Genomic DNA, 25,018 nt, shown 5'->3' on the forward strand with positions numbered 1-25,018 from the left:
GTACCCCGTCACTAGACAGAGAGAGAACGAGCCACCATGGCTGCAACCTCCCTTGACCTCGCCAGGGTCCGCAACATCGGGATCATGGCGCACATCGACGCGGGCAAGACCACCACCACCGAGCGGATCCTGTTCTACACCGGTGTCTCGTACAAGATCGGTGAGGTCCACGATGGCGCTGCCACCATGGACTGGATGGAGCAGGAGCAGGAGCGCGGCATCACGATCACGTCGGCCGCGACGACCTGTCACTGGACGGTCGACGACGTCGACAACACCATCAACATCATCGACACCCCGGGTCACGTCGACTTCACCGTCGAGGTGGAGCGTTCGCTGCGCGTCCTCGACGGTGCCGTGACCGTGTTCGACGGTGTCGCCGGTGTCGAGCCCCAGTCCGAGACCGTGTGGCGGCAGGCTGACCGCTACGGCGTCCCGCGCATCTGCTTCATCAACAAGCTGGACCGCACGGGCGCGAACTTCTTCTTCTGCGTCGACACCATCGTGGAGCGCCTCGGCGCCACCCCGCTGGTCATGCAGCTCCCGATCGGTGCCGAGGCGGACTTCCAGGGCGTCGTCGACCTGGTCCGCATGAAGGCTCTGGTCTGGTCCGCCGAGGCCGCCAAGGGCGAGATGTACGACATCGTCGACATCCCGGCCGAGCTGCAGGAGCAGGCTGCGGAGTACCGCACCCAGCTGATCGACACGGTGTCGAACATCAGCGACGAGATCATGGAGCTCGCCCTCGAAGAGGCCGAGATCCCGGTCGAGCTGCTGCAGGACGTCATCCGCAAGGGCACCCTGAACTCGGACTTCACCCCGATCTTCTGCGGTACCGCCTTCAAGAACAAGGGCGTTCAGCCCCTGCTCGACGCGGTCGTCAAGTACCTGCCGTCGCCGCTGGACATCGGCTCCGTCGAGGGCACCAAGCCCAACGACGCCGAGGTCAAGATCTCCCGCAAGGCGTCGGACGACGAGCCGCTGGCCGCGCTGGCGTTCAAGATCATGTCCGACCCGCACCTGGGCAAGCTCACCTTCGTCCGGATCTACTCCGGTCGCCTGGAGTCCGGCACCTCGGTGCTGAACGCCGTGAAGGGCAAGAAGGAGCGCATCGGCAAGATCTACCGCATGCACGCGAACAAGCGTGAGGAGATCGAGTCGGTGGGCGCCGGCGACATCGTCGCCGTCATGGGCCTGAAGCAGACCACCACCGGTGAGACGCTGTCCGACGAGAAGAACGCGGTCATCCTGGAGTCCATGGACTTCCCGGCCCCGGTCATCCGCGTCGCGATCGAGCCCAAGTCCAAGGGTGACCAGGAGAAGCTGGGTGTCGCCATCCAGCGTCTCGCCGAGGAGGACCCGTCCTTCCAGGTCAACACGGACGAGGAGACCGGCCAGACCATCATCGCGGGTATGGGCGAGCTGCACCTCGAGGTGCTGGTCGACCGTATGAAGCGTGAGTTCAAGGTCGAGGCCAACGTCGGCAAGCCGCAGGTCGCGTACCGCGAGACGATCCGTCAGGCCGTCGAGCGCATCGACTACACCCACAAGAAGCAGACCGGTGGTTCCGGTCAGTTCGCCAAGGTGCAGATCGCGATCGAGCCGCTCGAGCAGGCCGAGGGCTACGAGTTCGTCAACAAGGTCACCGGTGGCCGCGTGCCGCGGGAGTACATCCCGTCGGTCGACGCCGGTTGCCAGGAGGCCATGGAGTTCGGCATCCTCGCCGGCTACCCGCTGCAGGGTGTCCGGGTGAGCCTGCTCGACGGTCAGGCGCACGACGTCGACTCCTCCGAGCTCGCGTTCAAGATCGCCGGTTCGATGGCCTTCAAGGAAGGCGCGAAGAAGGCCAAGCCGGTCCTTCTCGAGCCGATGATGGCCGTCGAGGTCACCACGCCCGAGGACTACATGGGCGACGTGATCGGCGACATCAACTCTCGTCGTGGCCAGATCCGGTCCATGGACGAGCGTCACGGTGCCCGCGTCGTCACGGCGCTGGTGCCCCTCTCCGAGATGTTCGGCTACGTCGGTGACCTGCGCAGCAAGACCTCTGGTCGCGCCAGCTACTCGATGCAGTTCGACTCGTACGCCGAGGTCCCCAAGGCCGTGGCCGAGGAGATCATCGCTAAGTCCAAGGGCGAGTAGGTCCGGCTCCGCCGGTCCGGGACCAGTCCGACATTCGGGCTGATTTCGACCCCTTAGGCTATGAGGAGCGACTCGGGAGGATCCAGGCGGATCCTCCCGGGGCCTCCGGCCCCCACCCGCGGGACGGTACGCGGTGCTTCCGGCACCGCGGACCAAGCCCGATACAAGACCAACTGACGTCAGCACGGCGTACAGGATCTGTCCTCAGGAGGACTGCAGTGGCGAAGGCGAAGTTCGAGCGGACGAAGCCCCACGTCAACATCGGCACCATCGGTCACATCGACCACGGTAAGACGACCCTTACCGCGGCCATCACCAAGGTGCTGCACGACGCGTACCCGGAGATCAACCCCTTCACGCCGTTCGACCAGATCGACAAGGCGCCGGAGGAGCGGCAGCGCGGTATCACCATCTCGATCGCGCACGTCGAGTACCAGACCGAGGCGCGTCACTACGCCCACGTCGACTGCCCGGGTCACGCGGACTACATCAAGAACATGATCACCGGTGCGGCCCAGATGGACGGTGCGATCCTCGTCGTCGCCGCCACCGACGGCCCGATGCCGCAGACCAAGGAGCACGTCCTCCTGGCCCGCCAGGTCGGCGTCCCCTACATCGTCGTCGCCCTGAACAAGGCCGACATGGTGGACGACGAGGAGATCCTGGAGCTCGTCGAGCTCGAGGTCCGTGAGCTCCTCTCCGAGTACGAGTTCCCGGGCGACGACCTGCCGGTCGTCCGCGTCTCCGCGCTGAAGGCGCTGGAGGGCGACAAGGAGTGGGGCGAGAAGCTCCTCGGCCTCATGCACGCGGTCGACGAGAGCATCCCGACCCCGGCCCGCGCCGTGGACCAGCCGTTCCTGATGCCGATCGAGGACGTCTTCACGATCACCGGTCGTGGCACCGTCGTCACCGGTCGTATCGAGCGTGGCATCCTCAAGGTCAACGAGACTGTCGACATCATCGGCATCAAGGAGACCAAGACCACCACCACGGTCACCGGCATCGAGATGTTCCGCAAGCTGCTCGACGAGGGCCAGGCCGGCGAGAACGTCGGTCTGCTCCTCCGTGGCATCAAGCGCGAGGACGTCGAGCGCGGCCAGGTCATCATCAAGCCGGGTTCGGTCACGCCGCACACCGACTTCGAGGCCCAGTCCTACATCCTGTCGAAGGACGAGGGTGGCCGCCACACCCCGTTCTTCAACAACTACCGCCCGCAGTTCTACTTCCGTACCACGGACGTGACCGGCGTCGTGACCCTCCCCGAGGGCACCGAGATGGTCATGCCGGGCGACAACACCGCCATGACGGTCGCGCTGATCCAGCCGATCGCCATGGAGGAGGGCCTGAAGTTCGCCATCCGTGAGGGTGGCCGCACCGTCGGCGCCGGCCAGGTCACCAAGATCATCAAGTAATTGACGATCTGACCTGCCGCTCCGCACAGGCAGACCGTCGGGCCCCGCACACCTCCGGGTGTGCGGGGCCCGACGGCGTTTTGCCCGGCCGGGGGATCGCCCCTGTGATAAGGGTCTCTGTCCTGCCCGTTAGACTGAACCATCCACGGCCGCCGCCCAGGAGCGCGACGATCGGCCGGGGGCCACAGTCCCACTCGCCGAAAGCGTCATGGAATGACTTCTTCCCAGCTTCTGACGGAGCCGTCGAGATTGCGACGCCGCTTCGGTTCACGTGCGAGCGGGACGGACGGCGCGCCGGCCAAGCGCCCACGGCTCTACGCGCTGGACGGCATGAGGCTCTTCGCCGCACTGAGCGTGATGTCCTTCCACTGGACCGCCTACGTGGGCATCGACGGGATCTGGCAGGGGATCACGCCCAAGCAGGCCCTGCCGGCGCTGAACCGGGTGGCGGCCTACGGCTGGCTCGGCGTGGAGCTGTTCTTCGTGATCAGCGGCTTCGTGATCTGCATGAGCTGCTGGGGCAAGCGCCCGGGCGAGTTCTTCATCAGCCGGGTGGTGCGCCTCTACCCCGGGTACTGGGCGGGCATCGCCCTGACCACGACGGTCGTGCTCGGCCTCAAGCAGTACGCCCGGCACACCGCGGGTGACGGCATCGACGCGAGCACCGTCCTCGGCAACCTGACGATGCTCCAGACGCCGCTGGGCATGCGGCACATCGATGGCGTCTACTGGACGCTCTGGGTCGAGATGCGCTTCTACCTGCTGTTCGCGATCGTGGTGGCCCTCGGTCTCACCTACCGCAAGGTCGTCGCCTTCTGCGGGATATGGACGATCCTGGCCGTGCTCGCCCCGCAGGCCCAGATCCCGCTGCTGACCACGATGGCCATGCCGAACGAGTCGCCGTTCTTCATCGCGGGCATCGGCATGTACCTCATGTACCGCTTCGGCCAGAACCTGCTGCTCTGGGGCATCGTCGGCTTCTCCTGGATCCTCGCCCTCACCCGGCTCACGGCCATCAAGGAGGTGTACGTCAGCGTGCTCGGCCACGGACTCTCCTGGAACGTCATGGCCGCCGTGGTGACGCTCGCCTTCCTGCTCGTGCTGGGCGCCGCGCTGGGCGCGTTCAACCGGATCCAGTGGAAGTGGCTGACCGTGGCCGGCGCGCTCACCTTCCCGCTCTACCTGATCCACCAGGAGGTCGGGTGGACGCTGATCCACTTCCTGCTCACGCAGGGCCTCGGCGTGAGCGCCGCGCTGGTCGTGGCGCTGGTCTCGATGCTGATCACGGCCTACCTGATCCACCGGGCCGTGGAGCGCCCGGGGTCGAAGGTCCTCAAGAACGCCCTCGACCGGTCGATGGCCACGCTGCGCCGGTCCTCCGACGAACCCGAGCCGGCCAGACGCTGACCGTGGCCCTCCGGCGACGGTCGGTCACCGAACGGGCGTCATGCGAGGCTCATTTCCGGCTGCTAGCCTGACGCTTCGTTCCGGCTTCCCCATTCGGGTGCGCACCGTGCCCGGGGCGTCCGCCGGCTCCTTCCTCGACGGGACGACCTGATCCCACGTGGTCCGGGTCGCCCATTTCCCTCCCCATCCGACGCCGGCCGGCCGGGTCCCAGCGAACCCCGGCCACCGTCACACGTTGTGTCAGAGACCTACGGACAGGCGACTAACGATGTACAACGCAGCAGTTTCGGCGGACCGGACGGCCGTCTCGCCGGCGCCCCTGTTGTCGGTCGTGATCCCGATCTACAACGAGCAGGAGGCGCTGCCGCTCACGGTCCAGCGACTGAGGCCGATCCTGGACGCGCTCGACGTCACGTACGAGGTCGTCGGCATCGATGACGGCAGCACCGACGCCACCCCCGTACTGATGCAGAAGATCCGCCAGGACTGGCCGGAGTTCCGCATCGTCCGCTTCGCCCGAAACTCCGGACACCAGGCCGCGCTCACCGCCGGGATCCACCGGGCCCTCGGCGACTACGTCGTCTCGATCGACGCGGACCTGCAGGACCCGCCGGAGAAGATCCCCGAGATGCTGTCGCTCGCCCGCGAGCGCAACCTCGACATCGTCTACGGCGTGCGCGGCGACCGCGGCACCGACACGTTCTTCAAGCGCCGCACCGCCGGCGCCTACTACTGGCTGATGCGCAAGCTCGTCGGCAAGAAGATGCCCAACCAGGCCGGCGACTACCGGCTGCTCAGCCGGGCCGCCGTCGACGCGCTGAAGGCGCTGCCCGAGCACCAGCCCGTGTACCGGCTGCTCGTGCCGTGGCTCGGCTTCCCGAGCGGCGAGGTCGTCTACGTGCGCGAGGAGCGGGTCGCCGGCAGCACCCACTACCCGCTCTCCAAGATGGTGCGCCTCGCCATCGACAGCATCACCAACTTCTCCGCCAGCCCGCTGCGGCTCGCCACCTGGCTCGGCCTGCTGAGCTTCGTGCTGTGCTTCGCCCTCGGCATCTACACGACGGTCGCGTACGCGCTCGGAAAGACCGTGCCCGGCTGGTCCTCGCTGTTCATCGGCATGCTCTTCCTCGGCGCCGTCCAGCTGGTCTGCATGGGCCTGCTCGGCGAGTACGTGGGCCGGATCTACTCGGCGTCGCAGGCCCGCCCCGCCTACTTCATCGGCTACGACTCCGCCGAGGACGAGGTGCGCGCGCGGGCGACGGAGGCCCCCGTCCGGGGCTGACGCCGCTCGGACCCGCACCAGCACCCCGGGCCACCGACGCCCGAGCCGATACGAGAGAAGAACCATGGCGAGCCCTGACAGCACCGCACCGGCCACCGCGACCCGCGAGCAGCGGTCCGGGAGACTGCCGGGTGCGGGCGGCCAGGGCGCACCGGACGGCCGGGTGGCGGCGCTGTCGCGCTTCCTCCCGGCCCTGACAGCGTACGCCGTCCTGGTCGCGGTGCTGCTGGCGTCGCACACCGCGATCGCCGACATCGCCCGGTACACCTTCTACGCGGCCTGGGCCGTCCTGCTCCCGGGCACGCTGGTCTTCCGTGCGTTGCGCCGTCGCCCCCACACGCTCGTGGAGGACCTGGCGTTCGGCGCGGTCACCGGCTTGGCCCTCGAACTGGCCGCCTGGGCCGTCCTGATGGCGCTCGGGCTGCAGTCCGCAGCCGTGGCCTGGCCGCTGGCCGTGGTCGTCCCGTTCGCGGTGGTTCCGCGGCTGCGCGAACACTGGCGCCCGCGCGGGTACCGTCCGGTCACCACGGGTTGGGCGTGGTCGGTCGCCGGCACGGCGGCGATCACCAGCGTCTACCTGTACGCGGTGTTCCTGCGGACCAATCCGATCCTGCCGACCAGCGAGACCACGCGGCAGTACATCGACCTGCCCTATCTGCTGTCGCTCGCGGGCAACGCGAAGCACGACTTCCCGCTGACCTTCCCGCAGGCCGCGGGCGAGCCGCTGCACTACCACTGGTTCACCTTCGTCCACATGGCGATGACCGGCATGGTCGGGCACATCGACCTCCCGGTCGTCGAGATGCGCCTGATGGTGCCCGCCCTGGCGGCGCTCGCGATGGTGATCACCGCAGTGGTGGCGCACCGCCTCACCGGTCGTGCCTGGGCCGGCCCCGTGGCGGCGCTGCTGGTGTTCGGGATCGGAGAGTTCAACGTCGGCTACCCGAACACCATCGGGAACTGGACCTTCGGGGCTCCCGCCGTTCCGCTGATGTCCTGGGCGAGCCTCTCGCTCACGTACAGCCAGCCACTGCTGATGGCCCTGATCGGGGTCGCCGGTGAGGTGCTGCGGACAGCCCGGGTCTCCCGGACAGAGGCGGTGGGGGAATCCGCGGAGAGCCGGATCCCGGCCATCGGCGGGGGCGCCTTCGTGCTGGTCGGCCTGTTCGCGGTGGCGTCCAGCGCGGCGAAGGCGAGCTCCCTCCCGGTGACGCTCGCCGGTGCGGCGTTCGCTGGGCTGCTGGTGCTCCTGACCACCCGGCGCATCCCGTGGACCGTCGTCGGGCTCGGCGCGATCCTCGCGGTCGCGCAGCTGTTCGCCACGGCGGTTCTGTTCCGGTTCGAGAGCTACGGGCTGCAGGTCGTCCCGTTCGGCAACGTCAAGGCGTACTGGGCCGACCCGCAGCACACGAGGTCGACGACCGCGCAGGCCGCGGTCATGGCGGCCACCATGGCGGCCTTCCTGCTCAACCACCAGCTGAAGACGGCCGGGCTCGTCCCGCTGCTCTGGCGCAGCCGTCTCAAGCTGGACGCCGTCCAGTGGTTCGTCCTGGGCGGCGCCATCGCGGGACCCGCCGTCTACCTCGTGGTCTTCGGTTTCAACGCCAGCTACTTCACCCTCGCCGGGCTGCCCTTCGGGGTGCTGCTCTCGGCCGCGGGGTACTGCGAGGTGTTCGAGCGTGCGGCGCTGACGCGTCGGGCCAAGGCCGTTCTGGCGGTCGGCACGCTCGTCTTCGTCGCGGTCCTCACCTACGCCATCCGCCACTGGTCGGGCCGCTGGGCGGCGTTCGCCCGCCGTCTGTTCGGCGACGCCGACCGTGGCGCATCGTACAGCGACCTGTTGCCCGGTCTGGTCGCGGCGGCCGCGCTGGCGACCGTGGCCCTGGTGTGCGGCCTGCTCTGGCGGCAGGCCGGGCGATGGGTGCCCGCGCTGCGCCGGCGAGGCGGCGTGGTGCTGCTCACCGCCGTGCTCACGGCCGGGGCACCGACCCTGCTGCTCGATGTCGAGCAGTCGAGGCACGGCGCCTGGGCGGGCTGGCCGCTGCCGGCGAGCCAGGTCGAGGCGGCGCGTTGGGTGCGGGAGCACAGCCGGCCGTCGGACGTACTGGCGACCAACCAGCACTGTCGGTCGGAGAACGACTTCGCCGTTCCCGGCGAAGGCTGCTACAACACGCTCTCCTTCGCGCTGAGCGCCTACTCGGAACGATCCGTCCTGGTGGAGGGGTGGGCGTACTCCCCGCGGCTGCTGTCCGAGGGGACCGGCACCTTCTGGGACCTTCCGCTCTACCACCTCAACGAGGACGCCTTCTACCAGCCGACGCCGGAGATCCTCTTGCGCTTGCACAGCCAGTACCACGTGCGCTACCTGGTGGTGAACCGCAAGGTCGCACCGGAGTCCCCGCTCCTGAAGAGCCTCGCGAAGCCGGTCTACGACAACGGTCCGATGGCCGTTTTCGAGCTCTCATGACCGGCCCGATCCTTTCCGACCCGCCCAGCCGATCAATGGACGCCCCCATGGTTCCCACCGACGAGTCGACCCAGCCGTCCCAGTCGTCCCCGCCGACCGAGCCGCCGCGTACGGCGCAGCGGTCCGGCGAGCCGACGGTCAAGCGCCAGCTCCCGTCCTTCCTGGCCATCGGGGTCCTGAGCACCCTCTTCTACCTCGGGCTCTACATCGTGGCCCGCCGTTTCGTGGACCCGCAGGCGGCCAACCTGATCGCGCTCGCGGTGAGCGCCGTCGCGAACACGGCGGCCAACCGTCGGTTCACCTTCGGCATCACCGGGACCGACGGCGCGTTGCGGCACCAGCTCCAGGGCGCCGTCGCCTTCGTGATCGGCCTGGCGCTGAGCGCGGGCGTGCTCGCGCTCCTCGACATGGCGGCGCCGAACGCCTCCAAGGTGGTCGAGGTCGGCGGGTTGGTCGTCGCCAACGGCCTGGCCACGGTGGTCCGGTTCCTGCTGATGAAGGTCTGGGTGTTCAAGCGCCCCTGAGCGCGCGGGTACGAGTCGGCCCCGGTCCGCGGTGTGCGGGCCGGGGCCGACTCGTACCCGGGGCCGTCAGCCGGCCGAGGCGGCCTCCCACAGGGCGCGGACGGCCTCGCGCAGGCTGCGCTGGGGCTTCCAGCCGAGCGTGTGCTCGATGGCGCTGATGTCGAGCTGCTGCCACTCGGTCTCCGGGCCGCTGCCGTCCGGCGCCGGGACCTCGGTGATCTCCACCGGGACACCGCTGACCTCGATCAGCATCTCGACCAGTTCGCGGGCAGAACTGGCCTTGCCCAGACCGACGTTGAGTACGGCGGGGGAGTCGGGGTGGCTCGGGATCGCGGCGACGATGGCGTCCACGGTGTCCAGCAGGTCGACGAAGTCCCGCTGGGCGGTGAGCGGCTGGAGCGCCAGCTCGGCGGTGGTGCCGGCGGCCTGGGCGGCGGCGAGCTTGCCGGCCATCACGCCGAGCAGGCTGTGCCCGGGCTGGCCGGCGCCGACCACGTTCCCCAGCCGCAGCACCACGGCGTCCAGGCCCTCGGTCCGGACGGCGTCCGCGATCAGCTCGGTGGCCCGCAGCTTGAGCTGTCCGTAGACCATGGACGGCTTCGGCTCGGAGTCCTCGCCCAGGCTGACGCCGATCGGGCAGAGGCCGTACTCGTGCACCGTGCCGAGGTGGACCAGGCGGGGCGCGGCGGGCATGGTCCGCAGCGCCTCCAGCACCTTGCCGACCATGCCGACGTTGGCGCCGACCATCTGCTCGTCGGTCAGGCCCCACATGCCGCCGGCCGCGTTGATCACCACGTCGATCCGGTGCTCGGCCAGCAGGGCGGCGAGCTCGGCGGGCGCGTCGTGGGTGAGGTCGAGCCGTGCGAACTCGCCGGGCAGCGGCTCGGCCGGCTGCTTGCGGGCGATGGTGAGCAGGTGGTGGCCCCGCTCGTCCAGGACGCCGAGGATGGTGCGCCCGATGAAGCCGGTGCCGCCGAGGACGGCGATGCGGGGAAGGTCTGAGCTGCTCACGGCCATGGCCTCTGGTTCCGGGATCGTTTGGTTCGGGGGTGCGGTGGTTCTCAGTAGCGGTCGTTGCCGGCGACGTGCCGCAGCAGGGTCCTGGTGCCCTCGCCGCTCCGGTTCTTGACCGCGCCGGGGACCATCGTCAGCGCGTGGATCCGGGACGACAGGTGCAGCCGCGAGGCCTTGGCGGCCTTCGGCCAGCCGTGCCGGTCCAGGCGGTCGGCGACGTCCCGGAAGAAGCGGTTGGCCTCCTCGAACCGGACGCCGGTGAACGCCTGCGCCGAGGAGATGCTCACCGCGTGCCGGCGGTACTGGAAGCAGGTCGTGTCGGTGATCATCATCTGCTCGCCGGTCTGCAGCAGGTCGATGACCAGGGCGAGGTCCTGGGTGACCTCCAGGTTGTCCCGGAAGCCGGCCGCCCGCACGGCCTCGGTGCGCCAGCAGATGGACGGGAAGAACAGCCAGTTGCCGCGCAGCAGGCTGGTGGCCAGCTCCTCACCGCCCATCAGCCTGCGGCCGTTGACCTTGGGGGCGTAGATCCGCTTCTTCGCCTGGTCGGCCAGGCCATCGGTGGGCTTGCCGTCGCCGTCGATGACCTGCACGCCGGGCTGGATCATGCCGATGTCGGGGTTGTCCTTGAGCACCGACCGGACGGTGGCGACGTAGTCCGGCAGCATGATGTCGTCGGTGCCCATCATGACGAAGTTGTCCTCGCGCACCAGGCCGAGGCACTTGCGGTAGTTGCCGGTCACCCCGAGGTTCTGCTCGTTGCGCTGGTAGGAGACCCGGTCGTCCCCGAGCTGGGCGAACCAGCCGGGGACGTCCGGCTCCTTGCCGTCGTCCACCACGGTGAGCCGCCAGTTGGGGTCGCTCTGGGCCAGGATGCTGCGTACGGCGGCCTGCATCAGCGCGACGTTGCCGTAGTAGGGCAGCATGATGTCAAGAGTTGTCATGGTCGGCGCACCAGGTTCTTCGGGTAGCAGGGACGGCGGAAGGCTACTGGCCGCTGAGCGACCGGCGGAACTTCAGGCACTCGTCGTACTTCGGCAGCAGGCCGGTTTCCAGGGCCTGCGCCAGCGAGGGAGCGGCCTCGTCGCGGGCCGACAGCTGCGGGACCTCGGCCGGCCACTCGATCGCCAGGTCCGGGTCCAGCGGGTGCACGGCGTGCTCGCCGGTCGGGTTGTACGTCTCCGAGCAGACGTAGGACAGGGTGGCGTCGTCGGTCAGCGCACAGAAGCCGTGGCCCAGGCCCTCCGAGATGTAGACCGAGCGGCGGTCCACGTCGTCGAGCCGGACGAACTCCCAGCGGCCGAAGGTGGGGGAGCCCACGCGGATGTCGACGATCACGTCGAGCACCGCGCCGCGCACGCAGCTGACGTACTTGGCCTGCCCGGGCGGGACATCGGCGAAGTGGATGCCGCGCACGACGTCCTTGGCGGACACCGAGAGGTTGGCCTGGGCCATCCGCAGCGGGTGCCCGGCCACCTCGGCGAGCGCGTCGAAGCGGTACCACTCCATGAAGAGGCCGCGCGGGTCGCCGTGCTGCTGGGGCGTGATCTCCCAGGCGCCTTCGATGGACAGTTCGCGGAACTTCATCGGGCGGCCTCCTCGTCGAGAAGGCTCAGCAGGTACTGGCCGTACCCGCTCTTCAGCAGCGGCTCGGCGAGCTCGCGCAGCTGGTCGGCGGTCACGAAGCCGGCGCGCCAGGCGGCCTCCTCGACGCAGCCGATCTTGAAGCCCTGGCGCTCCTCGATGACCCGGACGAACTCGGAGGCCTGCACCATGGAGACGAACGTCCCGGTGTCCAGCCAGGCGGTGCCGCGGTCCAGCACGGTGACCTGCAGCTCACCGTTCTTCAGGTACGCCTCGTTGACGGCGGTGATCTCCAGCTCGCCGCGGGCGCTCGGGGTGATGGTCCGGGCGATCTCCACGACACGGTTGTCGTAGAAGTACAGACCCGGCACCGCGTAGCGGGACTTGGGCTGCTCCGGCTTCTCCTCGATGGAGATGACCTGGCCGTCCTCGTCGAACTCGACCACGCCGTAGGCCTTCGGGTCCGCCACGGGGTAGGCGAACACCATGCCGCCGCGCGGGTCGGTGCGCTGGGCGAGCCGGGTACCGAGGCCGCTGCCGTGGAAGATGTTGTCGCCGAGGATCAGCGCGACCGGCTGGTCGCCGATGAAGTCCGCGCCGAGCACGAAGGCCTGGGCGATGCCCTCGGGGCGCTCCTGGACGGCGTACTGGAGGTCGAGCCCGAACTGGGAGCCGTCGCCGAGCAGCCGCTCGAACTGCTCACGGTCCTGCGGAGTGGTGATGATCAGGATCTCGCGGATCCCCGCCATGATGAGCGTGGAGAGCGGGTAGTAGATCATCGGCTTGTCGAAGACCGGGAGGAGCTGCTTGGAAACGGCCCGGGTCAGGGGCCAGAGGCGGGAGCCGGTGCCGCCCGCGAGAAGAATGCCGCGCATGGCGCACACCTTACGTGGCCCCGGGAACGCGGCGGCAATCAGGCGTTGGCCCCTTGCCGCGCAAGGGCCCGACGGTCGAGGCTCGGGGTCCCGCGCACTATACTCGGCCGCATTATGCGCATCCTCGTCACCGGCGGCGCCGGATTCATCGGTTCCCAGTTCGTGCGCGCGCTGCTGTCGGGGAATCCCGCGGCCCGCGTCACGGTCTTCGACAAGTTGACCTACTCGGGCGTGGAGGAGAACCTCGCGCCGGTGGCCGATCACCCCGGCTACGCCTTCGTCCAGGGCGACATCTGCGACGTCGACGCCGTCGACGCCGTGATGCCCGGCCACGACGCGGTGGTGCACTTCGCCGCCGAGTCCCACGTGGACCGCTCGATCGCGGGTGCCGGACCGTTCGTGATGACCAACGTGGTCGGCACCCAGGTCCTGCTGGACTCCGCTCGCAAGCACGGCGTCGGCCGCTTCGTCCACGTCTCCACGGACGAGGTCTACGGCTCGATCACCGAGGGCTCCTGGACCGAGGAGTGGCCGCTCGCGCCGAACTCCCCGTACTCCTCCTCCAAGGCCGGCTCGGACCTGCTCGCCCTGGCCTACCACCGCACCCACGGCATGGACGTCGTGGTCACCCGGTGCTCCAACAACTACGGGCCGTACCAGTTCCCCGAGAAGGTCATCCCGCTCTTCACCACCAACCTGATCGACGGCAAGAAGGTGCCGCTGTACGGCACCGGCGGCAACATCCGCGACTGGCTGCACGTCTCGGACCACTGCCGCGGCATCGACCTGGCGCTGCGCAAGGGCCGGGCCGGTCACGTCTACAACATCGGTGGCGGTACCGAGGTCACCAACAAGGAGCTGACCGGCCTGCTGCTGGACGCGGCCGGCGTCGGCTGGGACATGGTCGAGTACGTCGAGGACCGCAAGGGCCACGACCTGCGCTACTCGCTGGACATCACCAAGATCCGCGAGGAACTGGGCTACGAGCCGCAGGTCACCTTCGAGGAGGGCCTCGCCTCGACCATCGCCTGGTACCGCGAGAACCGCGCCTGGTGGGAGCCGCTCAAGGTGAGGGCCGCGCAGCAGTAATGGACGACCAGGGCAGCACGGCGACCGGACGCCGTTCACCGCTGACGAAGCTGCTCAGCGCGCTCCCCCCGGGCACCCAACTGGTGATCGGGGGGACCGTGCTGCTCGGGGCCGCCTCCTACATCCACCTGATGGCGGCCGGTTACACCCTCGACAAGCCGCAGATGGCGGCCGTCTCCCTGCTCTGGACGATCCTGATGTCGGTCGGCCTGGGGCTCTTCTTCCCGGTCGAGCAGGAGCTCACCCGGATCGTGGCCGCCCGGGTGGTCGGCGGCCAGGGCGTGCTGCCCGTACTGCGCCGGGTGCTGGCGATCACCGTCGCGGTCCTCGCCGTGCTGACCGTCGGCATGGCGGTCGCGGTCCGTCCGATCGCCGACACCTTCTTCGACGGCCGGAAGGACATGGTCGTCGCGCTGGCGGCGGCCTTCGTCGCGATGGCGGCCGGCAACGTCAGCCGCGGTGTCCTCGCCGGCCTCGGCCGCTTCGGCGCGTACGGCACTCAGCTGGCGGTGGACGGCGCACTGCGGATCGCGATCGCGGTCGGCTGCGCCGTCGCGCACGTGCACTCGCCGCTGGTCTTCGCGCTGATCCTGACCATCGCCCCGCTGATCTCGGTGGTGGTCACCGCCGGTCTCCTGCGCGGGCTGCGGGCCGGCGAGTCGATCGCGCTGTCCACGGTCGCTTCCGGCCTGGCCCCGCTGATCTTCTCGACCCTGCTCTCCCAGGTCGTGGTGAACGCGGCGGTGGTCAGCACCCAGCTGCTGGCCCCGGACAACGCGGCCCTGGTGGCCGGCCTGCTGAACGCGGTCGTGCTGGCCCGTGTCCCGCTGTTCGTCTTCGGCTCGCTGCAGGCCTCGCTGCTGGCCGGCCTGTCGAGCACCGCTGCGGCCGGCGACCGCGCGGGCTTCTCGAAGCTGCTCGGCCGCACCTCCGTGGTGGTGACCGTGCTCGGGCTGGCCGGCGGGGTTCCCGCCACCTTCCTGGGCCCTTGGCTGATCCAGGTGCTCTTCAAGGCGGACGATGTGCTCGGCTCGCTGGACTTCCTCTGGATGTCGGCGGGCACGCTCTGCTACATGCTGGCGATGGTCCTCGGGCAGGCACTGCTGGTCCTGCACCGCCACCGACTCCAACTGCTCGGCTGGGCGGTGGGAACTGTTGCGCTGATCGTGACCACGCTGGTACCTGGGCCGATCGCCACCCGTGTCTGCCTCGCCTACACTATGGGTTCGCTGGCTGCGGTCGTCTGCATGGTCACCGCACTCTGGCTCACCTTCCTGCGGAAGCCGTCCGTCGCCACGGACGAGGCGGCCCAGTCCGATCGCTCTTCCCTGGTGGATTCGCTGTGACCGATCCGCTGCGGGCCCCGCACCACCAACCCACCCCGCCGCGCACCCCGCGGCCGCACCACGCGGCATGGAGCCCTGATGTCCGAGTATGACGACGTGTGGCTGGTCATCCCGGCCTACAACGAGGGGACCGTCGTCGCCGACGTGATCGAGGGTGCCCGCAAGGTCTTCCCGAACATCGTCGTCGTCGACGACGGCAGTACGGACAACTCGGCCGAGACCATCCGGACCACCGGCGCGCACCTGGTGCAGCACCCGGTCAACCTCGGTCAGGGCGCGGCGCTCCAGACCGGTCTGAGGTACGCGCTGAACCAGCCCGGCGCGCAGTACTTCGCCACCTTCGACGCCGACGGCCAGCACCAGACCCACGACGTCGAGAAGATGGTCGCCCTGCTGCGCGCCGACGAGGCGGACGTCGTGCTCGGCTCCCGCTTCATCGAGCAGACCGGTGAGGTGCCGTGGATCAAGCGCGTGGTCCTGCGGACCGCCGCGACGATCAGTCCGACCGCTCGCAAGCTCAACCTGACCGACTCGCACAACGGCCTGCGCGTGATCAACCGCAAGGCGGCCGCGCAGCTCCGCATCACCATGAACGGCATGGCCCACGCCTCGGAGATCGTCGGATTCCTGGCCTCCTCCGACCTGCGGGTCACCGAGGTGCCGGTGGACATCCTCTACACCGAGTACTCGCGTTCCAAGGGCCAGTCGCTGATCAACGGTGTGAACATCCTCTTCGACATCTCGCTCCGGGAGCGTGGCCGCAAGTGAAGTACATGTGGATCCAGCTGGTGCTGCTGATCGGGACGGGCACCCTCGTCCTGATGTTCGTGCGGAACTGGGACCGTGCGCACACCCGGGCCTGGAAGCGGATGGCGTTCTTCGCCTTCGTGGTGGCCAACGTCTTCGCCGTGCTGCGTCCGCAGGACGTGCAGAAGCTCGCGGAGTTGCTCGGCGTCGGCCGTGGCACCGACCTGGTGCTCTACCTGCTGGTGGTCGGGATGGCGTTCATGACGCTGAACACCTTCATGCGCTTCCGCTCGCTGGAGAAGAAGATCACCGACCTGGCCCGCACCGTCGCGGTGAACGACGGCCAGCGCGTCAACAACGAGCGCTTCGGTGAGGAGCCGGCCAAGGTCGGCTCGTCCGGGGCTCCGGAGTGACGGTCGTCACCGACTAGCGCATCTGCCTTCCGGGCGTGCCGAGTTCTCGGGCACGCCCGGTTTTTCACATCTCAATTCGGAAGATCGAGGACTATGTCTGCCAGTAGCATCGAGTCCCGGCCGGTCGACCTCCGGCGGGTTGCTCAGGCGGGGGTCGAGGCAGGCTCGGGAATCGTCGCGGCGCTGGGATTCACCTGGGCCGGGATGGCCGTCGACGTCAACCCGATGACCCGAATAGGCCAGGTGAGCGGGCTCGCCGCGCTGCAGTTCAGGTTCCTGCTGGCCTTCGTGCTGATAGCCGTGATCTGGTGGACGGCCGTCCGGCTGGGTGCTCGGGCGCTGGGCCTGCGGATCGCCTGCGGTTCCCTGGCCGGCCTGGCGACCGGGCTGTACGCGGGTGGGATCGCGGTCGCTCTGCACGGGACGCCCTGGCCGCTGAACGGCAACCGCGGTGACGCCGGGCAGGTCCAGGTCTGGGCGGTCGGGCTGCTGGAGGGCAAGCCGATCTCGAACGTCTACCCGCCGATCTTCCCGCACCTGCTCGCCTGGTGGACCGAGACGTTCAACCCCGGTCAGCCGGGCGCCGCGCTGAAGATCCTCACCCTGCTGCTGGTGGCCCTGGCCGGTCCGGCGGTCTATCTGGCCTGGCGGCTGATCCTCCCGCCGCTGTGGGCGCTGGGCGTCGGCGTGGTGGCGGCTTATCCGATCATCAACGCCGTGAAGCCGTACGCCGACGTGGTGCTGCTGGTGCTGATCCCGTTGATCGCCCGCCTCATGACCAGCCTCCTGGCCGCGGCCCGGCGCTCCCCGTGGACCGCGCTGCTGATCGGCGCCGGATACGGAGTGCTGCTGGCCGTGCTCTTCCTGCTGTATTCGGGCTGGTTCGTCTGGTCGGCGCCGGGTGTGTTCGCGGCGCTGACCATCACCTTGGTCAAGGCGGTCCGCGGGGGCCGACCCGCGCTGTGGCGGGCCCTGGCCGTCCTCGGGGGGGCCACCGGCGCCTTCCTGCTGCTGGCCGGAACGTACCTGGTCCGGTTGCTGTCGAACTCCGGCACGCCGGACACCTACATGTACTTCGACACCATGATCGACCCGGCCTACTTCGCGATGTGGCAGGGCGACATGCCCGGCCCGGCGACCGCCGGATTCTGGCCGCCGCCCGGTGAACTCGCGGGTGTCGGGGTGTTCGCGATCGTCCTGGTGGTGGGTCTGGTGATCGCCCTGTGGAGCGGTTCGGACCACCCGGCGGTCCAGGTGGCGGCCTGCTCGGTGCTCGGTGTCTTCGCCCTGCGCTACTGGTTCGCCTCGCACATGGAGCGGGACAACGCGGTGCAGCTCTATCCGCGGACCTCGGCCGAACTCCTGTACTGCCTGCTGGTGTTGTGCGGCCTCGCGGGCTACCTGCTGAGCCGCCGGGTGCTGGCACGGCGGGCGTCGGCGGGAGAGGCCGCAGGGGCTGCGGGCGTTGCGGGCGCTGCGGCCGTCCCGGGTGTGCGGATCAGCGGTGCGGTGCTGTGCGGCCTCGCGCTGGTGTTCTCGATGGCGGGGTCCGCGACGATCGACAAGTTCATGCCGGCCGATCCCTCGCGCAACACCTGGGGTCAGATGGCGTGGAACGCGCACACGCAGCAGACGCCCGGCGGTACCTGCCCCCGCTTCGCGCCGGCCGGGCACTGCACCAAGTAGCCCGGCCGGGGAGGGCGGCGGCTCAGCGGAGTGAGCCGCTGTCCATCCGCTCGTCGGCCGCCTGAGGTGCCGGCAGGGGCTCGGCCGCGGGAGCCTGCGGTGCGCGGCGACGGAACAGCCGCAGGCGCAGCCTGTGCAGGTCGTCGTACCCCAGGTTCTTCAGCTTCAGTGCGGGCTTCTCGACGACGTACCAGGAGAAGGCCGCCGCGATCACCGTGAGCACCACGGTGATCGCGTTGTACGCGGCCAGTCCCCAGCGGTTCCAGCCGTAGGCCGTCAGGCACTGCTGGGCGATGTAGCCGTAGATGTAGATGCCGTACGAGAGGTCGGCCCGGGAACCGATGCGGGTGATCGGCCGGGGCGCACGCAGCGCGCACCAGAGGATCAGGTAGGCGAAGGCCGGCACGCCGATGATCACGAAGGCGCCGTACCGGGCGGTGACCACCACCGTGACCAGCGAGAGGACCGCGAGCGGCGCGTTGATCGGCAGCCGCTCCCGGTAGAGCTCGGCGGCCGCGCCGAGACCGAAGATGAACATCAGCGGAATGAGCTGGTCCGCGCTCACCCAGCCGATCAGCGGGAGCGTCCAGACCTTGTGCACCGGCGCGTAGAACGGCGCCTGGAGGTGGGGGTAGTCGAAGGCGAGCAGCACCAGATGGACGTAGGCGCCCAGGACCAGGACCAGGACGAACCAGCGGGCCCGCTTCAGCACGCCGATCGCGGCGAGCGCGGCCACCGTGAGGTAGCAGAGCATCTCCAGCCCGAGTGACCAGAGGGAGCCGTCCAGGGCGTACGGGTGGACGTTCTTGCTCAGCAGGTCCGCGATGCCCCACTGGTCTATGCCCAAGCTCCAGTTGGAGAGCAGGTAGCCGATCGGCCCCGTCGGGTGGTTGAAGAGCGTCGACATGCTCATGTGCTCGCGGCGGGCCAGGAGCGGCGCGACCACGAACGCGGTGACCAGGAGGCAGAACCAGAAGGCGGGCATGATGCGCAGCAGGCGGTGCCACATGAATCGGCCGAGGCTGAGCCGCCGCGCGCTACGGGTGATCAACAGGCCCGACAGCACGAAGAAGCCGCAGACGGCCATGGGGCCGAGGCTGGTCTGGCCCCGGCTGAAATGAATGCCGGGGTAATCGCCGCCGTGGGCGAGCCCGGGAGCGTGGGAGAAGATGACGGCTACCGCCATCAACAGCCGAAGAGCACCCATGCCGTTCACGCTGCTCCAGCTGCTAGCGAGCGTCGAGTACGGGCGAGCGGTGCGGCCGCGCTGTGTGACCATCGGGAGCGGCTCCTGTGCGCCTTATTAACATCCAGCCATATGTAAAGAGCAGTGTGCATGGTCTCATACGAATTTCACTGAGCAAATGGGTGTTCCGGCCCGTTGCCTTTCGGGGTTCGGCAGGTCTCGATTTGATGAACCTTTAATCGGGCCCTTGCTCCGCAATGGGTCGACACGGGCGAAAACGGCCTGGCGCGGCCCCTGGTTCACTGGCATCCGCGCGCGCGAGCGTGGCATCATCGCAACGTCCGGTGGCCCGGTCAGGGCCCGGAAGCAGCTCGTTCGTGGACGATGGTTCCGCCCGGGGGCGGGCGCCCGCGACACCCCGACGGCGCCGTCCGGGCGAAGCCGGCGGCCGACCCGGTCCTGCGCCGCGACAAGGGCTTGCCAGACAAGGGGAGTAGGTAACGTGCAGCAGCTCACCGCGCCCGACGGTGTCGAAGCGGGACGGTCAGGCGGGGGCTCCCGTACGGCTGTGTCCCGCGGGGTCGACCGCCTGCGGACGCTCGCCGCGCACCGATGGTTCTGGCCGCTCGTCCTGTTGCTCGGCTACCTCGCGCAGACGGTGTTCCGACTGGCGCTCTCGATCCACAACTACTTCCCGTCGGTGCACGCGGACGAGGACTCGTACCTCGTGATCGCCCGGGTGCTGGCCGGTCGCCCGACCACCGAGATGCCGGTCGGGGTGGTGATCCCGGGCGGGTACCCGCTGCTGATCTCGCCGGCGTTCCGGATCGCCGACAACCCGGCGACCGCGTACCACCTGATCATGGGCATCAACGCGGTGCTCAACGCGCTGGTCTTCCCGCTGGCCTTCGTGGCCGCGCGCCGGTTGGGCCTGTCCCGGACGCACGCGTACCTGACGGCGACGGCCGTGGCACTGGTGCCACCGGTGATCTTCTACTCCCAGTTCGTCATGTCGGACACCGTCCTGCCGGTGCTCCTGCTGGCCTGGCTGGTCGCGATGCACGGCTGGCTCTCGCCCGGCTCGCTGCGCCGTCGATCGTTCTACGCGGCAGGGATGGGCCTGGCGGCCGGCTACTCGATGGCCACCCACGACCGCGGCGGCGTGGTGGTGGCGCTGACCGCGCTGGCCCTGGTGGTGGTGCTGGGCTTCGGCTGGGCGCCGCGGCTCTCCTCGCTGGCCGGGATCGGCGGGCTCGGGGTGTCCGTCCTCGGGGCCAAACTGCTGGCCGGCTTCGTCGAGAACCAGTTCAAGGACGTGCCGCCGAGCACCGTCGGCAACAAGGTCTTCGAGAACCTCGAGGACAGCCGGTACCTCGGGACGATAATCGCCCGCACCTTCGGGCAGCTCTGGTACTTCACGACCTCGACGTACGGCTTCGGGGCGATCGCCCTGGTGCTGTGCGTGGCGGTCGTGTTCCGGCGCCGGTTCTCGGTGGCCGAGCGGGTGGTGGCCTTCACCATGGTCGCGATGCTGTTCGGCACCGCGCTGGCCTCCGCGGCCGGCCTGGCGGACAACGACCGGGTCGACAACTGGGTGTACGCCCGGTACTGCGCGGTGCTGGTGCCGCTGTTCCTGGTGGTCGGCCTGGCCGTGCTGTTCCGGGCGGGCAAGCGCCGGCTGCTCCGGCTGGCGGTGATCGGCGCGGTGGTGATCGTGGTCATCCAGGTGTCGGTCAGCGCGTACGCGGGTGCCGCGCTCAAGCTCTGGGCCAGTCCGTGGACCGTGCCGGACGCGATGTTCCTGGCCTCGTCCTGGGACGGCCTGCACATGGCCCGGACGACCTTCGGCGCGCTGGCGGTGCTGGCCGCCTGTCTGCTGCTGCGGCTCGCCGGCGGGCGGAAGGTGGTCGCGGCCGTGGTGGGCTGCGTGACGCTGTTCGCCGCCTACGCCACGGTCAGCATCACCGACAACGTCTCCGAGCCGCACGCCAAGTTCCGCCAGTACCAGGCGGTGGGTCTGGCCAAGGAAGCCGGCCTCGGCAGGAACGACAGCGTGGTGCTCGACTGGGACCTCGACTGGGACGCCCGGATGTCGCTGGCCTTCGAGGTCTACTGGGGCCGGGTCTGGACCGACAACGTGAAGGCCGGCAACACCCCGCCGGAGAAGGCCACCGCGGTGCTGCTGGTGCTCGGCAAGGACGTCGCGCCGGAGTCGACCTGGGCCAAGCCGCTGCCGGGCTGGCACGTCGCGAAGTTCAGCAGGGAGCACGGCTGGGTGCTCTGGCGCAAGGGCTGAGACCAGCAGGATCACCCCGTCGGGGCCGGTGAGGAGCACCTCACCGGCCCCGATTGGCATCCGGGCTGCTCCATGTGGCAGTATGTCCAAGTTGCTCGGTTGAGTGCCGATGCTGCGCGCCTCCCGCCGGGAGGACCGGAAGCGAGTCCCATGTACTCGTCGTTCCCGTGATGGCCGTCAAGCGTGAGTTCTACGCCACGGCAGCTGCGGGGCGAAAGTACGGGAATCTTCCGGGAAGCGTGAGCGGGGTCTCGACCCGGCACCCCCACCCCGAAATCTCGAAACCGACGAAGTGATTCGTTGGTTTTTTGCAAGCGCGACGGCGACACGCCCGAGCGCGGGGGTCGGAGGGTCGTCGTGCAGTGACTAAGGACAAAGGACTACTGAGTAGCCATGGCGGGACAGAAGATCCGCATCCGGCTCAAGGCCTACGACCACGAGGTCATCGACTCTTCGGCGAAGAAGATCGTCGAGACGGTGATCCGTACTGGTGCGCAGGTCGCGGGCCCGGTGCCGCTGCCCACTGAGAAGAACGTGTACTGCGTCATCCGCTCGCCGCACAAGTACAAGGACTCGCGCGAGCACTTCGAGATGCGTACTCACAAGCGTCTGATCGACATCCTCGACCCCACGCCGAAGACGGTTGACTCGCTGATGCGTCTCGACCTGCCGGCTGGCGTCGACATCGAGATCAAGCTCTGAGAGGCGCACCGAAGATGGCTAAGCAGATTAAGGGCATCCTGGGCGAGAAGCTCGGCATGACCCAGGTCTGGGACGAGAACAACCGGGTCGTCCCGGTGACCGTCGTCAAGGCTGGGCCCAATGTCGTGACCCAGGTCCACACCGCCGACAGCCCGGCCGGCTACGACGCCGTCCAGATCGGCTTCGGCGAGATCGACCCCCGCAAGGTGAACAAGCCCCTCGCGGGCCACTTCGCCAAGGCCGGTGTCACCCCGCGCCGCCACCTGGTCGAGCTCCGTACCTCGGACGCGTCCGAGTACACCCTGGGCCAGGAGATCACCGCCGAGCTGTTCGAGGCGGGTGTCAAGGTCGACGTGACCGGCACCTCCAAGGGCAAGGGCTTCGCCGGTGTCATGAAGCGCCACAACTTCCGTGGTCTCGGCGCTGGTCACGGTGTGCAGCGCAAGCACCGTTCGCCCGGTTCCATCGGTGGCTGCGCCACCCCGGGCCGCGTGTTCAAGGGCCTGAAGATGGCCGGCCGGATGGGTCACGAGCGTGTGACCACCCAGAACCTGACCGTGCACGCGGTCGACGCGGAGAAGGGTCTGCTCCTTATCAAGGGTGCGATCCCGGGCCCGAACGGCGGCCTCGTCCTCGTCCGCACCGCGGCGAAGGGGCTGTGAAGGATATGAGCACCATTGACATCCTGTCGCCCTCGGGTGACAAGACCGGCAGCCTCGAGCTGCCGGCCGAGATCTTCGACGCGAAGGTCAGCGTTCCGCTGATGCACCAGGTCGTCGTGGCGCAGCTCGCTGCGGCCCGTCAGGGCACCCACAAGACCAAGACTCGTGGCGAGGTCCGCGGTGGCGGCAAGAAGCCGTACCGCCAGAAGGGCACCGGCCGCGCCCGTCAGGGCTCGACCCGTGCGCCGCAGTTCGCCGGCGGTGGCGTCGTGCACGGTCCCGTGCCGCGCGACTACTCGCAGCGGACCCCGAAGAAGATGATCGCCGCCGCCCTGCGCGGTGCGCTCACCGACCGGGCCCGCCACAACCGCATCCACGTCGTCACCGACGTGGTCGCGGCCGAGGCGCCGTCGACCAAGGCCGCCAAGGGTCTGTTCGGCAAGATCACCGAGCGCAAGAACATCCTCCTCGTCGTCGAGCGTGCCGACGAGCTGGGTCTGAAGAGCGCCCGCAACCTGCCGCACGTTCACATCCTGGACGCCGGTCAGCTGAACACCTACGACGTGCTCGTCTCCGACGATGTGGTCTTCACCCAGGCCGCCTTCGAGCGTTTCGTGGCGGGTCCCGCCGCGTCCGCCAAGGCCGTGGCTGCTGAGGGCGAGCTCGAAGGGAGCGCCGCCTGATGGCTGCAGAGATCACGAGCAAGACGTTCACGGACCCCCGTGACGTCCTGGTGAAGCCGGTCATCTCCGAGAAGAGCTACAGCCTTCTCGACGAGAACAAGTACACGTTCATCGTGTCGCCGGGCGCCAACAAGACCCAGATCAAGCAGGCCGTCGAGGCGGTCTTCTCGGTCAAGGTCGAGGCTGTCAACACGATCAACCGTCAGGGCAAGCGCAAGCGCTCCAAGACGGGCTTTGGCAAGCGCAAGGACACCAAGCGCGCCATCGTGACGCTGGCCGAGGGCAACCGCATCGACATCTTCGGTGGTCCGGTCTCCTAACGGAGATCGTGATCGTCGATAAGGACGAGGACGAGAGAGCCAAATGGGCATCCGCAAGTACAAGCCGACTACGCCGGGCCGTCGTGGCTCCAGCGTGGCCGACTTCGTAGAGATCACGCGGTCCACGCCGGAGAAGTCGCTGGTTCGCCCCCTGCACAGCAAGGGCGGCCGTAACAACGCCGGTCGGATCACCGTTCGCCACCAGGGTGGCGGTCACAAGCGCGCCTACCGCGTGATCGACTTCCGTCGTCACGACAAGGACGGCGTGCCGGCGAAGGTCGCACACATCGAGTACGACCCGAACCGCACCGCGCGCATCGCGCTCCTGCACTACGCGGACGGCGAGAAGCGCTACATCATCGCGCCGCGCGGCATCACGCAGGGCGACCGGATCGAGAACGGCGCTGGCGCCGACATCAAGCCGGGCAACAACCTGCCGCTGCGCAACATCCCGGTCGGTACCACCATCCACGCGGTGGAGCTGCGTCCCGGCGGCGGTGCCAAGCTGGCCCGCTCCGCCGGCTCCGGCATCCAGCTGCTGGCGCGTGAGGGCAAGATGGCGCACCTGCGCATGCCCTCCGGTGAGATCCGCCTGGTGGACGCGCGCTGCCGCGCGACCGTCGGCGAGGTCGGCAACGCCGAGCAGTCGAACATCAACTGGGGCAAGGCCGGCCGTATGCGCTGGAAGGGCGTTCGCCCGACCGTGCGTGGTGTGGCCATGAACCCGATCGACCACCCGCACGGTGGTGGTGAGGGTAAGACCTCCGGTGGTCGCCACCCGGTCTCGCCGTGGGGCCAGAAGGAGGGTCGTACCCGTCGCCCGAAGAAGGCGTCGGACGCTCTCATCGTGCGCCGCCGCAAGACCAACAAGAAGCGCTAGGAGCAGGTCAGATGCCGCGCAGTCTCAAGAAGGGCCCCTTCATCGACGGCCACCTTCTCAAGAAGGTGGACGCGCAGAACGAGGCGGGTACCCAGAACGTCATCAAGACCTGGTCCCGTCGCTCCGTGATCTTCCCGGCCATGCTTGGCCACACGATCGCGGTTCACGATGGTCGCAAGCACGTCCCGGTGTTCGTCACCGAGTCGATGGTCGGCCACAAGCTGGGCGAGTTCGCTCCGACCCGCACCTTCCGCGGCCACGTCAAGGACGACCGCAAGTCGAAGCGTCGCTAGTCGCCTGA

General features: G+C 68.8%; 23 protein-coding genes. 18 read left to right on the forward strand and 5 right to left on the reverse strand.

The features are described 5' to 3' along the window. Window positions 1-36: 36 nt before the first annotated feature. From fusA to ACYP53_RS11595, 6 genes are all read left to right on the forward strand, one after another. On the forward strand, window positions 37-2,142 hold the full coding sequence (gene fusA / locus ACYP53_RS11570; protein WP_189916050.1) for an elongation factor G: 2,106 nt from the start codon (window positions 37-39) through the stop codon (window positions 2,140-2,142). 218 nt (window positions 2,143-2,360) lie between these two features. Continuing rightward, the gene (gene tuf, locus ACYP53_RS11575) at window positions 2,361-3,554 is read left to right on the forward strand and encodes an elongation factor Tu (RefSeq protein ID WP_031063092.1); all 1,194 of its coding nucleotides are present in this window, start codon (window positions 2,361-2,363) and stop codon (window positions 3,552-3,554) included. A 213-nt stretch (window positions 3,555-3,767) separates the two neighbouring features. After that, window positions 3,768-4,961 (forward strand): acyltransferase family protein, encoded by a 1,194-nt coding sequence (locus tag ACYP53_RS11580; protein WP_459647342.1) that lies wholly within the window; start codon window positions 3,768-3,770, stop codon window positions 4,959-4,961. 268 nt (window positions 4,962-5,229) lie between these two features. Continuing rightward, the gene (locus ACYP53_RS11585; protein WP_459647343.1) at window positions 5,230-6,243 is read left to right on the forward strand and encodes a glycosyltransferase family 2 protein; all 1,014 of its coding nucleotides are present in this window, start codon (window positions 5,230-5,232) and stop codon (window positions 6,241-6,243) included. 64 nt (window positions 6,244-6,307) lie between these two features. After that, complete coding sequence (locus ACYP53_RS11590; RefSeq protein WP_459647344.1) at window positions 6,308-8,710, forward strand: hypothetical protein; 2,403 nt, start codon at window positions 6,308-6,310, stop codon at window positions 8,708-8,710. Window positions 8,711-8,757: 47 nt separating this feature from the next. Then, the gene (locus ACYP53_RS11595; RefSeq protein WP_459647345.1) at window positions 8,758-9,234 is read left to right on the forward strand and encodes a GtrA family protein; all 477 of its coding nucleotides are present in this window, start codon (window positions 8,758-8,760) and stop codon (window positions 9,232-9,234) included. Between the two features lie 66 nt (window positions 9,235-9,300). Here ACYP53_RS11595 and ACYP53_RS11600 read toward each other — a convergent pair whose 3' ends face one another. From ACYP53_RS11600 to rfbA, 4 genes are read right to left on the reverse strand one after another with little or no spacing between them, the layout of a single operon-like run. Continuing rightward, complete coding sequence (locus ACYP53_RS11600; RefSeq protein WP_459647346.1) at window positions 9,301-10,245, reverse strand: NAD-dependent epimerase/dehydratase family protein; 945 nt, start codon at window positions 10,243-10,245, stop codon at window positions 9,301-9,303. A 50-nt stretch (window positions 10,246-10,295) separates the two neighbouring features. Continuing rightward, window positions 10,296-11,192, reverse strand: coding sequence for a glycosyltransferase family 2 protein (locus tag ACYP53_RS11605; protein WP_459647347.1), 897 nt, complete (start codon window positions 11,190-11,192; stop codon window positions 10,296-10,298). Between the two features lie 43 nt (window positions 11,193-11,235). Continuing rightward, window positions 11,236-11,835 (reverse strand): dTDP-4-dehydrorhamnose 3,5-epimerase family protein, encoded by a 600-nt coding sequence (locus ACYP53_RS11610; protein WP_459647348.1) that lies wholly within the window; start codon window positions 11,833-11,835, stop codon window positions 11,236-11,238. Further along, window positions 11,832-12,707, reverse strand: a complete 876-nt coding sequence (rfbA, locus tag ACYP53_RS11615; protein ID WP_459647349.1) for a glucose-1-phosphate thymidylyltransferase RfbA — start codon at window positions 12,705-12,707, stop codon at window positions 11,832-11,834. The genes ACYP53_RS11610 and rfbA overlap by 4 nt, the downstream gene beginning before the upstream one ends. A gap of 114 nt (window positions 12,708-12,821) precedes the next feature. Here rfbA and rfbB point away from each other — a divergent pair, with 114 nt between their 5' ends. The 5 genes from rfbB (at window position 12,822) to ACYP53_RS11640 (ending at window position 17,988) form a co-directional block, all read left to right on the forward strand. Beyond that, entirely contained in the window at window positions 12,822-13,796 is a 975-nt protein-coding gene (gene rfbB, locus ACYP53_RS11620) for a dTDP-glucose 4,6-dehydratase (protein ID WP_459647350.1), read from the forward strand. After that, window positions 13,796-15,142: a lipopolysaccharide biosynthesis protein gene (locus ACYP53_RS11625; RefSeq protein ID WP_459647351.1), complete on the forward strand. Its 1,347-nt coding sequence runs from the start codon at window positions 13,796-13,798 to the stop codon at window positions 15,140-15,142. The genes rfbB and ACYP53_RS11625 overlap by 1 nt, the downstream gene beginning before the upstream one ends. Before the next feature lie 78 nt (window positions 15,143-15,220). Then, window positions 15,221-15,910, forward strand: coding sequence for a glycosyltransferase family 2 protein (locus tag ACYP53_RS11630; RefSeq protein WP_459647352.1), 690 nt, complete (start codon window positions 15,221-15,223; stop codon window positions 15,908-15,910). A 5-nt stretch (window positions 15,911-15,915) separates the two neighbouring features. Next, window positions 15,916-16,302 (forward strand): DUF2304 family protein, encoded by a 387-nt coding sequence (locus ACYP53_RS11635; protein ID WP_459647969.1) that lies wholly within the window; start codon window positions 15,916-15,918, stop codon window positions 16,300-16,302. Window positions 16,303-16,395: 93 nt separating this feature from the next. Next, window positions 16,396-17,988 (forward strand): hypothetical protein, encoded by a 1,593-nt coding sequence (locus ACYP53_RS11640; RefSeq protein WP_459647353.1) that lies wholly within the window; start codon window positions 16,396-16,398, stop codon window positions 17,986-17,988. Between the two features lie 22 nt (window positions 17,989-18,010). Here the strand turns inward: ACYP53_RS11640 and ACYP53_RS11645 are convergent, their stop codons facing one another. Beyond that, the gene (locus ACYP53_RS11645; RefSeq protein ID WP_459647354.1) at window positions 18,011-19,267 is read right to left on the reverse strand and encodes an acyltransferase family protein; all 1,257 of its coding nucleotides are present in this window, start codon (window positions 19,265-19,267) and stop codon (window positions 18,011-18,013) included. Window positions 19,268-19,742: 475 nt separating this feature from the next. On the opposite strand from ACYP53_RS11645, the gene ACYP53_RS11650 reads away from it, so the two are divergent. From ACYP53_RS11650 to rpsS, 7 genes are all read left to right on the forward strand, one after another. Then, on the forward strand, window positions 19,743-21,470 hold the full coding sequence (locus ACYP53_RS11650) for a hypothetical protein (RefSeq protein ID WP_459647355.1): 1,728 nt from the start codon (window positions 19,743-19,745) through the stop codon (window positions 21,468-21,470). A gap of 393 nt (window positions 21,471-21,863) precedes the next feature. Then, window positions 21,864-22,172, forward strand: coding sequence for a 30S ribosomal protein S10 (gene rpsJ / locus ACYP53_RS11655; protein ID WP_012785157.1), 309 nt, complete (start codon window positions 21,864-21,866; stop codon window positions 22,170-22,172). 14 nt (window positions 22,173-22,186) lie between these two features. Beyond that, window positions 22,187-22,834 (forward strand): 50S ribosomal protein L3, encoded by a 648-nt coding sequence (gene rplC, locus ACYP53_RS11660; RefSeq protein ID WP_189916064.1) that lies wholly within the window; start codon window positions 22,187-22,189, stop codon window positions 22,832-22,834. Window positions 22,835-22,839: 5 nt separating this feature from the next. Continuing rightward, window positions 22,840-23,517, forward strand: a complete 678-nt coding sequence (rplD, locus tag ACYP53_RS11665; RefSeq protein WP_189916065.1) for a 50S ribosomal protein L4 — start codon at window positions 22,840-22,842, stop codon at window positions 23,515-23,517. After that, window positions 23,517-23,837, forward strand: coding sequence for a 50S ribosomal protein L23 (gene rplW, locus ACYP53_RS11670; protein ID WP_030055819.1), 321 nt, complete (start codon window positions 23,517-23,519; stop codon window positions 23,835-23,837). The genes rplD and rplW overlap by 1 nt, the downstream gene beginning before the upstream one ends. Window positions 23,838-23,880: 43 nt before the next feature. Beyond that, the gene (gene rplB, locus ACYP53_RS11675) at window positions 23,881-24,717 is read left to right on the forward strand and encodes a 50S ribosomal protein L2 (RefSeq protein ID WP_030393297.1); all 837 of its coding nucleotides are present in this window, start codon (window positions 23,881-23,883) and stop codon (window positions 24,715-24,717) included. 11 nt (window positions 24,718-24,728) lie between these two features. Next, window positions 24,729-25,010, forward strand: coding sequence for a 30S ribosomal protein S19 (gene rpsS, locus ACYP53_RS11680; RefSeq protein WP_030055821.1), 282 nt, complete (start codon window positions 24,729-24,731; stop codon window positions 25,008-25,010). Window positions 25,011-25,018: the final 8 nt, after the last annotated feature.

This window comes from Kitasatospora sp. Ki12 (genome assembly GCF_054601375.1).

Bases quoted from the DNA above. Each gene is read 5' to 3' on its own strand.
- fusA (WP_189916050.1), top strand. From the start codon at position 37: ATGGCTGCAACCTCCCTTGACCTCGCCAGGGTCCGCAACATCGGGATC.
- ACYP53_RS11580 (WP_459647342.1), top strand. From the start codon at position 3,768: ATGACTTCTTCCCAGCTTCTGACGGAGCCGTCGAGATTGCGACGCCGC.
- ACYP53_RS11585 (WP_459647343.1), top strand. From the start codon at position 5,230: ATGTACAACGCAGCAGTTTCGGCGGACCGGACGGCCGTCTCGCCGGCG.
- ACYP53_RS11590 (WP_459647344.1), top strand. From the start codon at position 6,308: ATGGCGAGCCCTGACAGCACCGCACCGGCCACCGCGACCCGCGAGCAG.
- ACYP53_RS11595 (WP_459647345.1), top strand. From the start codon at position 8,758: ATGGTTCCCACCGACGAGTCGACCCAGCCGTCCCAGTCGTCCCCGCCG.
- ACYP53_RS11605 (WP_459647347.1), bottom strand. From the start codon at position 11,192: ATGACAACTCTTGACATCATGCTGCCCTACTACGGCAACGTCGCGCTG.
- ACYP53_RS11610 (WP_459647348.1), bottom strand. From the start codon at position 11,835: ATGAAGTTCCGCGAACTGTCCATCGAAGGCGCCTGGGAGATCACGCCC.
- rfbA (WP_459647349.1), bottom strand. From the start codon at position 12,707: ATGCGCGGCATTCTTCTCGCGGGCGGCACCGGCTCCCGCCTCTGGCCC.
- rfbB (WP_459647350.1), top strand. From the start codon at position 12,822: ATGCGCATCCTCGTCACCGGCGGCGCCGGATTCATCGGTTCCCAGTTC.
- ACYP53_RS11625 (WP_459647351.1), top strand. From the start codon at position 13,796: ATGGACGACCAGGGCAGCACGGCGACCGGACGCCGTTCACCGCTGACG.
- ACYP53_RS11630 (WP_459647352.1), top strand. From the start codon at position 15,221: ATGTCCGAGTATGACGACGTGTGGCTGGTCATCCCGGCCTACAACGAG.
- ACYP53_RS11635 (WP_459647969.1), top strand. From the start codon at position 15,916: ATGTGGATCCAGCTGGTGCTGCTGATCGGGACGGGCACCCTCGTCCTG.
- ACYP53_RS11640 (WP_459647353.1), top strand. From the start codon at position 16,396: ATGTCTGCCAGTAGCATCGAGTCCCGGCCGGTCGACCTCCGGCGGGTT.
- ACYP53_RS11645 (WP_459647354.1), bottom strand. From the start codon at position 19,267: ATGGTCACACAGCGCGGCCGCACCGCTCGCCCGTACTCGACGCTCGCT.
- rpsJ (WP_012785157.1), top strand. From the start codon at position 21,864: ATGGCGGGACAGAAGATCCGCATCCGGCTCAAGGCCTACGACCACGAG.
- rplC (WP_189916064.1), top strand. From the start codon at position 22,187: ATGGCTAAGCAGATTAAGGGCATCCTGGGCGAGAAGCTCGGCATGACC.
- rplD (WP_189916065.1), top strand. From the start codon at position 22,840: ATGAGCACCATTGACATCCTGTCGCCCTCGGGTGACAAGACCGGCAGC.
- rplW (WP_030055819.1), top strand. From the start codon at position 23,517: ATGGCTGCAGAGATCACGAGCAAGACGTTCACGGACCCCCGTGACGTC.
- rplB (WP_030393297.1), top strand. From the start codon at position 23,881: ATGGGCATCCGCAAGTACAAGCCGACTACGCCGGGCCGTCGTGGCTCC.
- rpsS (WP_030055821.1), top strand. From the start codon at position 24,729: ATGCCGCGCAGTCTCAAGAAGGGCCCCTTCATCGACGGCCACCTTCTC.